Source organism: Telluria sp. LT1R51-2 (genome assembly GCF_059685775.1).
Genome location: NZ_JCASIM010000001.1, coordinates 3765564 through 3780273 on the forward strand (window position 1 = coordinate 3765564; position 14710 = coordinate 3780273).

Here is a 14710-nt window from a genome sequence, read left to right on the forward strand (position 1 = left end):
CTCCCATGAGCGACATCCAGTCCGTCATGCACCCGGCCGGCGCGGACGCGGCCATCATCTACCAGTTCACGTGGGTCCTGTTCGTGGGCGGCACGGTGATCTTTGCCATCGTCATGGGCCTGCTCGCGCTGGCCATGCGGCGCCAGGCGCGCCCGATCACGCCCGGTGTCTGGATCCTGGGCGCCGGCATCGCGTTTCCGGTGATCGTGCTGACCGCGCTGCTCACCTGGAGCACCTGGCGTACCGGGCAACTGGTGCCGCAAACCTCGCACAAGGCATTGAGCATCTCCGTGACCGGCAAGATGTGGTGGTGGGAAGTGCGCTACCGCGACCCGGCCAGCAACCGCGAAATCATCAGCGCCAACGAGATCTATATACCGGTCGGCGAATCGGTGTACCTGGGCCTGACCGCATCGGACGTGATCCACAGCCTGTGGGTGCCGTCGCTGGCGGGCAAGCGCGACATGATCCCGGGCCGCGTGACGGGCCTGAACCTGCGCGCCGACAAGCCGGGCACCTACCGCGGCCAGTGCGCCGAATATTGCGGCGAGCAACACGCGCGAATGGCGTTTCACGTGATCGCCCTGCCGCGCCCTGAATTTGACGCATGGCTCGCGCGCCAGGGCCAGCCGGCCGTGCTGGCCGACACCACGGTGTTGCAGCGCGGCCGCGACGCCTTCCTCGCGCAGCAGTGCCAGACCTGCCACACGATCCGCGGCGTGACCGATGTCGCGCCGCAGCTGGATGAACGGATTGCCGATGCGCCGCGCCTCGGCCCTGACCTCACGCATATCGGCAGCCGCCGGCATATCGCCGCTGGCACGCTGCGCAATCACCGCGGTACGCTGGCCGGCTGGATCGCCGACCCGCAAGCCATCAAAACGGGCGTCTTCATGCCGCCCTCCCCGGACCTGGACGGCGAGACCCTGCGCGCACTGGCCACCTACCTTGAGCACCTGAAATGACGCGCGACGCAACCTTGCCCAACTCCGCCCCACGCCCGCCAGAGGAGCTCGAAAAACTGGAAGCCGTGTGGAAAACCCCACCCGGCCTGGGCATCTTCAAGTCGGTCAACAACACCAATATCGGCCTGCTGTACATCGGCACGGCGATCCTGTTCTTCATCCTGGCCGGCATCCTGGCGCTGATCATGCGCGTGCAGCTGTCAGTGCCCGATAACGACCTGGTCTCGGCCAGCACCTACAACCAGATCTTCACGATGCACGGCACCGTGATGATGTTCCTGTTCGCGATTCCGATCGTCGAGGCGATCGCCGTCTACCTGCTGCCCAATATGCTGGGCGCGCGCGATTTACCTTTTCCCCGATTGTCCGCGTATGCGTTCTGGTGCTACGCCTTTGGTGGCCTGGCGTTCTTCTGCACGCTGTTCTGGGGCCTGGCGCCGGACGGCGGCTGGTTCATGTACCCGCCGCTGACAGGCATGAAGTATTCGCCCGGCCTGAATGCCGATTTCTGGCTGCTGGGGATCGGCTTCATCGAGATTTCCGCCATTGCCGGCGCCATCGAACTGATCGTCGGCATCCTGTTTACCCGCGCGCCGGGCATGACGCTGCGCCGCATGCCGATCTATGCGTGGGCCATGCTGGTCGTGGGCGTGATGATCGTCATCGCCTTCCCGGCCGTGATTGCCGGCACGGCGCTGCTCGAACTCGAGCGCGCGCTGAACCTGCCGATCTTCGACCCTGAACGCGGTGGCGATCCGATCATCTGGCAGCACCTGTTCTGGTTCTTCGGCCATCCCGAGGTGTACATCATCTTCCTGCCGGCCGCCGGCATGATCTCCACGATGATCCCGACGATTGCCGGCAACCGCCTGGTGGGCCGCCGCGCCATTGTCGTCGCGCTGGTCGGCGTGGGCATCTTCAGCTTCGGCCTGTGGGCGCACCATATGTTCACGGCCGGCCTGGGCGTCATTGAAATGAGCCTGATCTCGGCGGCCAGCATGGCCGTGGCGATCCCCACCGGCATCCAGGTGTTCGGCTGGATCGCCACGCTCTGGAGTGGCCGCATCAGGATGAATGCGCCGACGCTGTTCATGCTCGGCTTCATGTTCATCTTCGTGCTGGGCGGCCTGACCGGCGTGATGGTGGCCGTGATCCCGTTCGACTGGCAGGTGCATGACACCTACTTCATCGTGGCGCACCTGCACTATGTGCTCATCGGCGGCATGGTGTTCCCGGTGTTTGCCGCGATCTACTACTGGATCCCGCTCATCAACGGCAACACGATGTCCGAGCGCCTGTCGAAATGGACCTTCTGGCTGCTGTTCGGGGGCTTCAACATCAGCTTCTTCCCGATGCACATCACGGGCCTGTTCGGCATGCCGCGCCGCGTCTACACGTATTCGAGCGAGATGGGCTGGGATGCGCTGAACATGATCTCGACCCTGGGCTCGTTCCTGTTCGCGCTCGGCATCCTCTTGATGATCATCGACGCCACGCGCACGCTGCGCCGTCCGACCAAGGACGTGGGCAATCCATGGAATGCGGCCACGCTCGAGTGGCTGCCGTCGGAAGACTACGGCAACCGCAGCATCCCGATCATTACGTCGGACGACCCGCTGTGGGACCAGCCGACGCTGTCGCAGGAAGTCGCCGAAGGCCGCCACTACCTGCCCAACACCGTCACCGGCCGCCGCGAAACCATCGCCACCAGCCCGGTCAGCGCCAAACCGGCGTACCTGATGATCCTGCCGGGCGACAGCTGGCTGACCATGCTGGGCGCCTTCGGCACCGCCGGCTTCTTCCTGCTGCTGACCGTCAAGGCCAATGTGCTGGCGATCCTGTGCGGCCTGATCGCCATCGGCTCGATCATCGCCTGGCTGTGGCAGTCGGACCAGAAGGTGCCGATGCGCGAGGCCGACATCGGCGGCGGCGTCATCCTGCCGATCGGCGCGCGCGGCACGGCGTCGCACTCGTGGTGGGGCACGTTCATCATGCTGATCGTGCTGTTCCTGATCTACTGCTCGTTCGCCTACGTCTACATCCACACATCGATGCGGCTGCAGATCTGCCCACCACCGGGCGCATCGCTGCCAGCGTGGTCGTGGACGCTGCTGTCGGGCGGCCTGCTGCTGGGTGGCTCCGCGCTGGTGTGGCTGAGCGACCGGGTCTCGAACAAGCTCACGCCGTGGGTGCTGATCGTGGCACTGGCGTGCACCGCTACTGCCTTCGGCGTCGACGTCCACAGCTGGCGCCTGGTCAACCTGGACGGCACCCGTGACACGTGGAGCGCGTCGATCTCGATCCTGCTCGGCTTCCAGGGCATCATGCTGTTCGTGCTGCTGCTGGCCGCGCCGTACCTGTGCGTGCGCGCCTGGCGCGGCATGATCAGCGCCCAGAACCGCGCCACGCGCGACAATATCGCGCTGATCTGGCACTACGTGACGCTGCAGGGCCTTACCGGATTCCTGGTGATCCGCGGCCTGCTGCTGGTGATGGAGTGATGCGATGAGTGACCATTTCTTTTCGCGCGCCACGCGCGCCTCGCTGCCCCTGCTGATCTGGGGCGTGCACTTCGCGTTTGCCTACATCGTCGCGGCGAGCCAGTGCACGCCGGGCGCGCTGCGTGTTGGGGGCCCCAATCCGTGGCTGCTGGGCGGCGCGACGCTGCTGTCGATGGCGGCGTGCGTGTGGGTGGGCGCGCTGGCCGGCAAGCGCCTGCGCCAGGGGTCCGACGAGTTCGTGGATTATGTGGGTGCGGCCAGCGCGGTGCTGGCCGTGGTGGCGGTGGCGTGGACCGGGATTCCGGTGCTGCTGGTGACGGGGTGTGCCTGAATATCTGGCATCGGTAGGGTGGAAGGCGGAGCCGTCCACCCTACGAACTGGCGATCAGCTAATGATCAACCGGCGTCCGGCACCACCCGCCAGATCACATTGCCGACATCGTCCGCCACCAGCACTGCGCCCTTCTTGTCCACGGCAACGCCCACCGGCCGGCCCTGCGCTTCGCCATCCTTGTTGACGAAGTCACTGAGGATATCGACCGGCTTCCCGTTTGGCATGCCATCCCTGAACGGAATGAACACGACGTTGTAGCCCGAGCGCGGCTTGCGGTTCCAGGAACCGTGGTTGCCGATGATTGCGCCGTTGCGGTACTGCGCCGGCAGCAGCGTGCCTTCATAGAACGTCAGGCCCAGTGCGGCCACGTGTGCGCCCAGCGCGTAATCGGGCACGATCGCCTTGTCCACCAGGTCCGGTCGCTGCGGCTTGACGCGCGCGTCGACATTCTTGCCGTAGTAGCTGTACGGCCAGCCGTAGAAGCCGCCCTCCTTCACCGACGTCAGGTAGTCGGGCACCAGGTCGCTGCCGATTTCATCGCGCTCGTTTACGACCGTCCACAGCGCGCCCGTATCCGGATTCCACGCCATGCCGTTCGGATTGCGCAGGCCCGACGCGAACACACGCGTGGCCCCGCTGGCCAGGTCCACTTCAAGGATCGCAGCGCGGTTCTTTTCGACGTCCATGCCGTTTTCGGCGGCATTGCTGTTCGAGCCGACCGTGGCGTAGAGCTTCTTGCCATCCTGGCTGGCGATGATGTTCTTGGTCCAGTGGTGATTCAGCCCGGCCGGCAGCGGCGCGACCGGCTGCGCGGCTTGCGTGATTTCGGTGGCGCCTTCCTTGTAGTTGAAGCGCACGATGGCATCGGCATTGGCCACGTAGAGCATGTCGCCCACCAGCGCCATGCCGAATGGCGAATGCAGGTTTTTCAGGAAGACCGTTTTGAGTTCGGCCACACCGTCGCCGTCGGCATCGCGCAGCAGCGTGATGCGGTTCGCACTCGGCACGCCGGCGCCGGCGCGGGCCATCACCTTGCTCTGTATCCAGTTGCGAATCCCACCCGCGTCCGGCTTGGCCGGGGCATTCGACTCGGCCACCAGCACGTCGCCATTGGGCAGCACGTACACCCAGCGCGGATGGTCCAGCGCCGTGGCAAAAGCGTTCACTTCCAGGCCGGCCGCCGCCGTGGGCATCACGCCAGCCGGCCAGCCGGTGGCCTTGGCGATGTTGACCGTCGGGATCAGGGTCTTGTTGGGCGCCTTGAGCTCGGGCTGCGGCCCGATGTCGGCGCCTTGCGGCAGCGTCGACTTGTCGCCGCATGCCGCCAGCAACAGGATGGTGGCGCCGGCGCACAGGCGCGGAAGATGATGTCGCATGGTGTTCCCCCAGAATATAGTGGGGAAATCTTATATTGACAAAACATTACACCACGTACGTTACGCCGGAGCAATCTCAGACGGCCGGCAGGGGCGCCCCTCTGCGGCGCCGCGCGTACTGCCACAACCCCGGCACCTGGATCAGAACCAGCAGCGCGAACGCACAGCGGTAGGCGGCGGCAGGCGCGTGGCCCAGCAGGTCGGGCTGCCACAGCCCGATCACCACGCCAAAGCCCGCCTGCACCAGAAAGGCGCCGATGAAGATCAAGAGGTTCAGGAAGGTGGCAGCGCGCCCGGTCAGGGCCCGTGGCATCGACTGGGCCACGATCGCGTAGTCGATGCCGGTGACCGTGCCCGCCAGCGTGAACATCACCGACAGCCACTGGAAACTGGGCCGGTAACCGACCACGAACGCGGCCTGGATCAGCACGAACATCGTGATGCCGGCCGCCGCCACATCGAGCGGCGGCATGCCGCGTCGCCCGGCCCACTCGGTGATCATCCCCACCGCAATGGCCCCGAACACCACCCCCGCCATGCCCAGATACAGCAGGTAAGCGACGGCGTCTTCCGGATACAGCGCCACGTCGGCCAGCCAGCGCCCGATCCACAGGCCCTGCACGCCGAAGAACACCGCGTGCGGCACCAGTACCAGCGCCACCACGGCGCGAAAGCCGGGCGCGCGCCAGACCTCGCGCAGCGCCGGCAAGAGCGGTGATAACGGACTCCGGCCGGGCGCCGCATCCTCAGTCTTGGGATACAGCAGCGCAATCAACAGCCCCGTGCAGGCAACCAGGCCGGCCAGCAGCATGAACAGGCCGCGCCAGTCGGTGTACGCGAGCATCGCGCGTACCGGCATCGTCGCGCTGGCCGCGCCCATGCCGCCCACGGCGATCAGGTAGCCGTGCACCGATGGCAGCCGGCTGGGTGCGATCCAGATCGACACGGCCTTGACCGCCGCCATGAAGCACCCACCCAGGCCGCACCCCATCACGGCGCGCGCCACCAGCAGGCTCCAGAAGCCACCGCCACGCGCAAACAGCACTGCGCCGCAGGATGCCACCAGCAGCATCGCCACCTGCACGCGACGCGGCCCGTAACGGTCCAGCGCCATCCCCACCGGCAGCTGGACCAGCGCGAACGCAAAGAAGAACGCGCTGGTGAGCAGCCCCAGTTGGCCCGGCGTCAGCGCGAGCGCGCTCGCCAGTTGCGACGCCAGCACCGCGTTCACGTTGCGCAGCAGCGAGGACAGATAATGCCCCAGCGCGAACGGCACGAACACGTACACGAACACCGCCAACCCGGACAGGCGTGGGGTGGCGGGCGCAGTCAATGTGGCGGCGGGCTGCATGGCGCAGGCTCTCGCTGAACGTCGTACCGTTACGCCGCGTCGGGCTGGGCGTGGCCGCGCTGGCCGGCCGGCACCAGCGGGATCACGCGACCGCCCGCGCCCCGCAGCGGACCGCCGCTTTCCGTTTCGAAGAAGAAGCGGTCGCGCCCGAACGCGGGTTTCAGGTGATCGAGCCAGGTCGCCGTGGCGTCGTATCTGGCAAAGAACGGCCGCCGCACCCATTCGGGATTGCGGGCCTGCAGAAACTGCAGCGCGAACAGCTTTTCGCCATTGATCGTGACAACGCCGTCGATCACGACCTTGCCGGGGAACGCGCTCATCGACGGCCCGCGCACGGTGCGCGACAGGCCCGAGACCATCGAATAGGCTTCCTGGAAAATCTCGTGGGCGCGCGCCAGCGGCAGTGCGAAGTAGTCGCGCGGACCGGTGTCGCGCTCGACGAACATATAGTAGGGAATCGCGCCCAGGCGCACACCCGTGGTCCACAGCTCGGCCCAGCTTTTCGGGTCTTCGTTGATGTGGCGGATCAGCGGCCCCTGCATGCGCAGCGTGGCGCCGGTGCCGACGATGCGCTTGACCGCCTGCTGCGCGATCGGTGCACGCAGTTCGACCGCGTGGTTGTAGTGGCCCATGATGGCCAGGTTCTTGCCGCTGGCGACCACCTTCTCGAACAGGCGCATCAGGTCGTCGCTGTCCTTGTCGGACACGAAGCGCTGCGGCCAGTACGCGACCGACTTGGTGCCGATGCGGATGTTCTGGATGTGGTCCAGTTCGGGGATCAACAGCGGCTCGAGGAATTCGGCCAGCGAGCGCGTGTTCATGATCATCGGGTCGCCCCCGGTGATCAGGACGTCGGTGACCTCGGTGTGCACCTTCAGGTAGTCCACCAGTTCGCCGCACTCGCGCGCATCGAACTTCAGCTCGTCCATGCCGACGAACTGCGGCCAGCGAAAGCAAAAGGTGCAATAGGCGTGACAGGTCTGGCCGGCGCTCGGGAAAAACAGCACCGTTTCCTTGTACTTGTGCTGCAAGCCCTTGAGCGGCGCATCGTTCACGCGCGGCACGTTGTGCGTCATCTGGCCGGCCGGGTGGGGATTCATGCGCATGCGGATCGCGTGCACCAGGCGCGCGATGGCGGCGTCATCTTTTTTGACCAGCACCAGCTCGCGCAGCTGCTCGTATTCGGCGACAGGGAGCATGTCGCGGTGCGGGAACGTCAGCCGGTAGATCGGATCGTCCGGCACGCGCGACCAGTCGATCAGCGTATCCATCACGTACGCATTGGTGCGAAACGGCAGCACGTGCGAGATCACCTGCACGGCTTCCTGCAGCTCGGGCGTGAGCCATTCCCATTGGCGCGCGGTCACGATCGACTGGCGCGTGAAGGGCTTGAACTTGGTGGGCGTCGTTGCAGTCGTGTTCACGGAGAACTCCAGAAGAAGACGGTGGGAAAGCCGGCGAATTGCCGGAAAGAACCCATCTTAGGCAGGCCGAATGAACACCAATTGCCATCAATCAATGAGATGGTGTCTGACAGCGTGGATAGGACAATCACGGGCTGCAGTAGGAAATAGTGCGGCATCGGCGCAACGGCAGACAGTGCGATTTCCAGGCGCTTGTGCGTGCGCAATCCGCCAGAGGCACGCGCCGCTAGAGTAGTGAATGCACTTAAGCAATATTTCTGATGCATTCAACGCGAAAGGACCGCCATGAAACTGATCGCCACTGCCGCCGCCCTGTGCCTGGGGCTGGCATCGACCGCCGCCCTGGCCAACGAACCCACCGAGAAGGACGCCATCGCCATGGCCGAGCGCGGCGCCGCCCTGATCAAGGCCAAGGGCAAGGGTGAAATGATGAAGCGCATCAATGCCAAGGATCCGGAATTCGTCCAGGGCCCGCTGTACATCGACCTGCGCGACGTCAAGACCGGCATCGTGCTGGCCCACCCCTACAACCCGTCGATCGTCGGCAAGGACCTGACCGACGTGCCCGATGCGAACGGCAAGAAGTACCGGCGCGAGATCATCGACCTGGCCGCGTCCAAGGGCAAGGGCTGGGTCGATTACCAGTACAAGAATCCCGCCACCGGCAAGATCGAGCCCAAGACCACCTACATCCTGCTGGTCGACGGCGTGGTGCTCGAAGCGGGCATCTACAAGAAATAAGCCTGCGCCGGCCTCGCGCATCCCCTGCTGTCGCTGCCGTCGCCCTGCCCGCGATGGCAGCTTTTTTTGTGGAGTGACCCATGCTGAACAAACTGCGGATCGGCCAGAAACTGCTGCTGGCCCCGGGCCTCGTGCTCGTGCTGCTGACCATGCTGTCGGGCGCCGCCTACTACGGCATGGTGCGCCAGAACGCTTCGCTCGAACACATGGTGCAGGTGCGCGCCGCGCGCCTGCAGGCGGTGGCCGATGTCGCCGGCGAGGCGCGCTTTGCGCACGCCAACGCCTACCAGTTGCTGGCCTGGACCAACGGCAGCTTCGCGCAGAACCGCTTGCGCGCGCTGACCGCCGACATCGGCCACCGGCACGCCGCCATCGGCGACAAACTGGGCAAGTTCGCGCACGCCGCCGAGCAGGAAGAGCGCGCGCCGGTCACAGCGTCGCAGGCAGCGCTGGCGCGCTATCGCAAGGCGATCGGCGAGACGATCGAGATGGCGGCCGTGGACCAGTCGATCGCCACCAATGCGATGCAGAAGGCCGAGCAGCAGTTTGGCGCGCTCGACGCCGCGCTGACGCAGCTGGCGCAGATCGAAAAGACCATGAACCAGGAGGCGTACGCCGCCGCCAGGGCCGAGTTCCGTACGCTGGGCTGGACCATGGCCGGCCTGGTGCTGCTGTCGATCACGCTGTCGCTGGCGGTGACGATGCTGGTGCGGCGCGCAATGCTGGCCGGGATCCATTCGATCGCGCACACGGTCGGCGAACTGGCCGAAGGCCGGCTCGATGCGCCGCCGGTGGACGCGCAGGGCCGCGACGAAATCGCCGACACGGGCCGCGCGCTGGATCACACGATCGCACGCCTGAATGCCGCGCTGCGCAGCGTGATGACGTCGGTGCGCTCGATCGATACGGCATCGCGCGAAATCGCCACCGGCAATATGGATCTGTCGAGCCGCACCGAGATGCAGGCCAGTTCGCTCGAGCAGACGGCCAGCACGATGGAGACCCTGACCACGGCGGTCAAGGACAACGCCAGCAATGCGCGCCAGGCGTCCGAGCTCGCGGCCGAAGCGGCGCAGCTGGCTGCGCGCGGCGGCCAGGCGGTGCAAGGGGCGGTGACGACGATGGAATCGATCCAGGCCAGCTCGCGCAAGATCGTCGAGATCATCGGCGTCATTGACGGCATTTCGTTCCAGACCAATATCCTGGCCCTGAATGCAGCGGTGGAAGCGGCGCGCGCCGGCGAACAGGGGCGCGGCTTTGCCGTGGTGGCGTCCGAAGTGCGCACGCTGGCGCAGCGCTCGGCGGCAGCGGCCAAAGAGATCAAGGGCCTGATCGCGGACTCGGTCAGCATCATCGAACGGGGCAACGCGTCGGTCAGCGAAGCCGGCGCCAGCATGGGTGACATCGTCTCGTCGGTGCGCCAGGTAAACGACATCATCGGGCGCATCAGCATCGCCAGCACCGAGCAGGCCGACGGCATCGCCGACGTCAATCGCGCGGTCGGGCAGATGGACAGCATGACGCAGCAGAATGCAGCGCTGGTCGAACAGGCCGCAGCGGCGGCTGAAAGCCTGCACGAGCAGACCGTCAACCTGGCCAGGGCCGTGGCGATCTTCCGCATCGCGCCGGGTGACGACGACGTCGAAGAAGTGGAAGGAATGGAAAAAGCGCACGACGACGCGCCGGCGATGGGCTTCCAGGGCGTGGCCGATCGCCGCAGCCGCGCCAGCACGATGCGCGCGAAGCCGGTGCCGGCCCTGCCGCCGGCGACGGCGCGCCGGCGCGGGTCGGTTTAGTTGCTGGCCTGGCCGCGGATTGGCCGGCTCAGAAAGCGCGAGCCAGCCAGACCGAAGCGCCATGGCACATCGACCGCCTTCGAGATACCGATGCGGATGCCTTCCACGACGACCAGGCCCGCCTCTGCCGGCAGCAAGGAAAACGATGCCCCCGCCAGCGCCATCCCGTCGTGCGCACGCGTGACGCCCAGCGCCTGGCACAACTTGCCCGGCCCCGAACACAGCGCACGCTCATCAAGTACATCGCGGCGCGCGCGCATGACATCCAGCCCGGCCACCGGTTCCAGCGCGCGGATCAGAACACCGGCGCCGTGCCCCGCTTCGCGGCACACGAAGTTCAGGCACCAGTGGATCCCGTACGAGCGGTACACGTAGGCATGCGCGGGCGGCCCGAACATCGAGGCATTGCGCTCGGTCTCGCCGGCAAACGCGTGCGACGCCGGATCTTCGCGGTCATAGGCCTCGGTCTCGACGATGCGCCCGCCAATGCCGTCAAGCAGCACCGTCACCCCGATCAGCTGACGCGCCACGGTAGCGGCGTCGGCTGAAAAATCAATCCCTGCAATTGTTGAATGAACCATGTCGGGATTCTAGCGCGCACGCCAGTGCTTTGGCGCTATGGTTGAATTGCTACATTAGCCAGTCGATTTGCACATTGCCTTGCTGCAATATTTTGGTGGCTGGAGTATAGTGACACGTTCCCCCGCAACGTCCGAGATGCCCTCTCGCGCCCCGCCATTTCATGAATACCGTCGTCGAATCCGCCCCCCAAACCGACCAGGTCGATGCCCTGATCAAGTCGATCCGCATTCCACCGCGGCCGAGCCTGCTCGCCGATCTGCAGCGCGAGCTGGGGGCCGAGGATCCATCGCCCGACGCCATCGGCCGGATTGTGGCCAGCGACGTGGGCATGTCCGGCGCCCTGCTCAAGCTGGCCAATTCGGCCGTCTACGGCGGGCGCCGCAAGGCCAAGTCGATCGAGCAGGCCATCCTGTTCCTGGGGATTAACCAGGTGGCGGCCCTGATGACCGGACTGCTGGCGCGCCAGGCAATTCCCGTCAACAGCGCCGCACTGGCCAGCTTCTGGGACATCTCGACCCGCCGCGCGCACGCGATGGTGTTCCTGACGCGTCGCCTGCGCATGGGCGAAGCCGATGTGGCGCACACGTTCGGCCTGTTCTGCGACACCGGTGTGCCGCTCCTGATGGACCGTTTCAAGGACTACGAAGCAACCTACGGCGCGGCGTCGATGGAAGCCCACCGCCCGTTCACCGACCTGGAAAACGAACGCCACGCGACCAGTCACGCCGCGATGGGTTGCCTGCTGGCCCGCAACTGGGGCTTGTCCGACCACGTGGCCTGGGCCATCCTGCACCATCACGATTTCGCCGTGATCGACGATGCCGCCACGGCAGGGCCGGTGCGCTCGCTGGTTGCCCTGTCGCTGCTGGCCGAGAACGCGATCTGCCGCTACCAAGGGCACGCCGAGTCAAACGAATGGAACAAGGGCGGCGTCGCAGCGTGCGCGTATCTGGGCCTGTCGGACGAAGAAACCGCCGAGATCATGGACGAACTGCTGGAAGCGTTTCACGAAGAATGAGGCGTGACGCGCCTGCCGCCCCGGCATGGCGGCGGCCTTGGCGCGGCACAGATACCCGGCGCCGGAAACTAGCGCGCCACGTTCACCAGGCGCGCCTTGATGCTGGTCGACAGGCTTACCTCGAAGCTGCCGCCGGCCGGCAGCGTCTTGACATCGACGCTGGCGCTACCACCACGCAAGTTTTTGGCCAATAACATGCGGCTGCCGTCGGCTGCCACATACACCACCGTGGCCGCCGGTTCGGCGCCGGCATTCCAGGTCAGATTCAACTTACCATCGCTCAACTGTGCAGCGAAGCTGGGCGCACCGCCTGCGGCCGTGGTCCTGGCGGCCGGCTGGACCAGCTTCGTGCCTTTGTAGAGCACGTCGATACCGCTGACCTCGCCAGGGTTCGGCAGGCTGACGTTGAAGTGGCGCACACCGGCTTCGCCGTCACCGACCCGCATGGCGTCGAACGCATAGTCGAACGTCTGACCGGCGGTGGTGCGCACGCGCAAGGTGTAGTCGTGACTCGCACCGATCGCAGCCGCGTAGCGCCGCTGGCTCGAGGCGTCCGCCGGGTTCAGCCTCACCGTACTACCGCTGATCGAGCCCGACACCGTCAGGTAGTCACCGGTGCTGCGATCGGACGCCAGCATGCGTGGCGCGGGATAGATGGCGCTGCGTGCTTCCGCAAACGTCTGCGCTGCCGCGTAACTGAAATCGGACAGCCAGGCGCCGTCGGCGCAGTAGGTCATGACATCCTTCATTGGCGTGTTGAACGGTCCGTACACTGCCTTTTTCAATCCGCCCGGTGCCACGCCAGCGTACAAGCTGTTGTAGACAGGCATCGGACCCAGCGCCCCGCCGCTATAGGGATACGCCGGATCGGTCGCATCCGGATTGTTACAGCCGGCCACATGTTCGAGCGAATGATTATGCCCGACCTCGTGCAGCATGGTGGCCAGCCAGGCGGGCCACAGATTGCCAAACGGGTCGCTGACGCTGCCGACCGACGTATCCGCCTCAATGCCGATGGCCGAAGGGAAGCCGGCGCCAGTATTGCGGTTGTTGACATAGCCCAGGCCGACGATGCCGGCGTTTGTATCCTTGTGCACTAGTCCATAGTAGACGCCGGCAGGCTGTTCGGCCGAGCGTGCCGTTTCGAGCTGGGTCAGCGCATCGTCCCACCACGCCGAATCAGCGGTGCTTCCGGAACCAGTCACCACCAGCGGCGCACGCAGACTGACGACGACATCGTTGGGTGCATACGGATAGGTCCGCAGGAATGCGTCTTTTACCGCCTGCAAGCTGGCAGGCGGTTTAGCGGTTACACCGTTATAGCTGATCGGCACCAGGTACAGATGAATCCTGGTGTCACTGCCAATTGCCGGGACATGGGTCGGGCCTGCCACCACATGGTTGTCGGCACTGGTAGCCGAGACCGCCAGCTTGAGGCCGCGTTTGACCCAGGTATCGGGTACCACCACCGAGAAGGTATTGGCCAGATCATATTCATCGCGGCTGGTCGGCAGCCTGGCCGGGCCACTCATCGTCAGCGAGCCAAGCGCGGCGCCTGCGGCGGTAACCCCGGTCAGCTTGACGGTCGGGCTGTCAAGATTGGCGCTCAATCCCAACACCGAGGCCCGCACCAGCACAGGCCGGCCCGGCGTGATCTTGAGCGCGGTGTTGCTGATACTACGGCTGAACACCTGTGCCACATCCACCATGCCGATCGTGTAGTTCTGCGCCGCGACCGCGCCTGCGCTCAGGTCGCCGGCTGGTGACGTCAACACCACGGTGCCCGAGGTTCCCAGCGCCACCGTCAAGGTCAGCTCGGAAGCGCTGGCCTGATTGATGACAGCGGACACGTTGCCAACCCTGGCGCCGGTCACGGTATTCAGGTTGGTCCCCGATACTGTCACGCGCAGCACGCTGTCGCTGCTCGACGAAATGGACGTGACCGTCACGGGTAACAACACGGTAAAGCTGCCCGTGCTCGTTTCGCGGTAAGGGCTCACCAGCACGATGGCGCCGCTGGCGGCACCTTCCGGCACCACAAAGCTGACACTCGTGTCGTCGTGTGGCTGGGTAACGGCAGCCGTGCTGCCATTGGCGAAACGCACCTGGCTGACTGTGCCAAGGCCGGTACCGGTCACCACCACGGTGGCGCCGGCCGCGGCCGACGACGGTGCATAGCCGGTCACAGTCATGGTCGGGTACGCCGTCAGACTGAAGCCAGTGGTCATGCTGGCGCCATTGACCATCAGTGTCAGCACACCGCTCGTGGCCGTATCCGGCATGGCCAGGGTGGCGCTGCTGGCGCTGACGGCAACGATGCGCAGGCTGCTGCCATTGACGGTAAAACTGGTGACGCGGTCGAGATTGCTGCCAGTGACAGTCAAGGTCTTGCCAACCTCGACGCTGGTGCTCGACACACTGTTGACGACAGCCGTGGTTGCGGCAGTAACGACAGGCGCGGCATCGCCGCCGCCGCCGCCGCCACCGCAGCCAGCCAGGGCGACGAGCAGACACATGGGCGCAGCAGCGCGTACGGAGAGGGGACGGCGAGGATGACGCGTAGTGCGGCGGATGGGCAGGCTTTTCATGACGGTCTCTTCAGATCAATAGCGACCATTGTCT

At 65.6% G+C, this 14710-nt stretch carries 11 protein-coding genes; 6 read left to right on the forward strand and 5 right to left on the reverse strand.

What is annotated here, in order from left to right; translation table 11 throughout:
• Window positions 1–5 precede the first annotated feature (5 nt).
• Genes coxB through AC56LH_RS16610 form a run of 3 tightly spaced genes read left to right on the forward strand, consistent with a single transcriptional unit; the run spans window position 6 to window position 3797 of the window.
• Window positions 6–965: a cytochrome c oxidase subunit II gene (gene coxB / locus AC56LH_RS16600; protein WP_499647813.1), complete on the forward strand. Its 960-nt coding sequence runs from the start codon at window positions 6–8 to the stop codon at window positions 963–965.
• A complete protein-coding gene (ctaD, locus tag AC56LH_RS16605; RefSeq protein ID WP_499647815.1) occupies window positions 962–3466 on the forward strand; it encodes a cytochrome c oxidase subunit I in 2505 nt (834 codons plus the stop codon). The genes coxB and ctaD overlap by 4 nt, the downstream gene beginning before the upstream one ends.
• Before the next feature lie 4 nt (window positions 3467–3470).
• Window positions 3471–3797 carry a hypothetical protein gene (locus tag AC56LH_RS16610; RefSeq protein WP_499581439.1) on the forward strand — a complete coding sequence of 109 codons (327 nt, stop codon included), beginning with the start codon at window positions 3471–3473 and terminating at the stop codon, window positions 3795–3797.
• 65 nt (window positions 3798–3862) lie between these two features.
• Here the strand turns inward: AC56LH_RS16610 and AC56LH_RS16615 are convergent, their stop codons facing one another.
• The 3 genes from AC56LH_RS16615 to AC56LH_RS16625 all read right to left on the reverse strand — a co-directional run bounded on the left by AC56LH_RS16615 (window position 3863) and on the right by AC56LH_RS16625 (window position 7951).
• Window positions 3863–5176: a PQQ-dependent sugar dehydrogenase gene (locus AC56LH_RS16615; RefSeq protein ID WP_499647817.1), complete on the reverse strand. Its 1314-nt coding sequence runs from the start codon at window positions 5174–5176 to the stop codon at window positions 3863–3865.
• A 76-nt stretch (window positions 5177–5252) separates the two neighbouring features.
• A complete protein-coding gene (locus tag AC56LH_RS16620; RefSeq protein ID WP_499647819.1) occupies window positions 5253–6527 on the reverse strand; it encodes an MFS transporter in 1275 nt (424 codons plus the stop codon).
• A gap of 29 nt (window positions 6528–6556) precedes the next feature.
• Window positions 6557–7951 carry a KamA family radical SAM protein gene (locus tag AC56LH_RS16625; RefSeq protein ID WP_499647821.1) on the reverse strand — a complete coding sequence of 465 codons (1395 nt, stop codon included), beginning with the start codon at window positions 7949–7951 and terminating at the stop codon, window positions 6557–6559.
• A gap of 285 nt (window positions 7952–8236) precedes the next feature.
• Between AC56LH_RS16625 and AC56LH_RS16630 the strand changes: the two genes are divergently transcribed.
• Together AC56LH_RS16630 and AC56LH_RS16635 are read left to right on the forward strand one after the other, a co-directional pair.
• Window positions 8237–8692 (forward strand): cache domain-containing protein, encoded by a 456-nt coding sequence (locus tag AC56LH_RS16630; protein ID WP_499647823.1) that lies wholly within the window; start codon window positions 8237–8239, stop codon window positions 8690–8692.
• An 80-nt stretch (window positions 8693–8772) separates the two neighbouring features.
• On the forward strand, window positions 8773–10488 hold the full coding sequence (locus AC56LH_RS16635; protein ID WP_499647825.1) for a methyl-accepting chemotaxis protein: 1716 nt from the start codon (window positions 8773–8775) through the stop codon (window positions 10486–10488).
• Here AC56LH_RS16635 and AC56LH_RS16640 read toward each other — a convergent pair.
• Entirely contained in the window at window positions 10485–11069 is a 585-nt protein-coding gene (locus AC56LH_RS16640) for a DNA-3-methyladenine glycosylase (RefSeq protein WP_499647827.1), read from the reverse strand. The two genes, AC56LH_RS16635 and AC56LH_RS16640, sit on opposite strands and share 4 nt — an antisense overlap.
• A 161-nt stretch (window positions 11070–11230) precedes the next feature.
• Here AC56LH_RS16640 and AC56LH_RS16645 point away from each other — a divergent pair, with 161 nt between their 5' ends.
• Window positions 11231–12088, forward strand: a complete 858-nt coding sequence (locus AC56LH_RS16645; protein ID WP_499647829.1) for an HDOD domain-containing protein — start codon at window positions 11231–11233, stop codon at window positions 12086–12088.
• Window positions 12089–12156: 68 nt separating this feature from the next.
• Here AC56LH_RS16645 and AC56LH_RS16650 read toward each other — a convergent pair whose 3' ends face one another.
• The gene (locus AC56LH_RS16650; RefSeq protein ID WP_499647830.1) at window positions 12157–14676 is read right to left on the reverse strand and encodes an IPT/TIG domain-containing protein; all 2520 of its coding nucleotides are present in this window, start codon (window positions 14674–14676) and stop codon (window positions 12157–12159) included.
• Window positions 14677–14710: the final 34 nt, after the last annotated feature.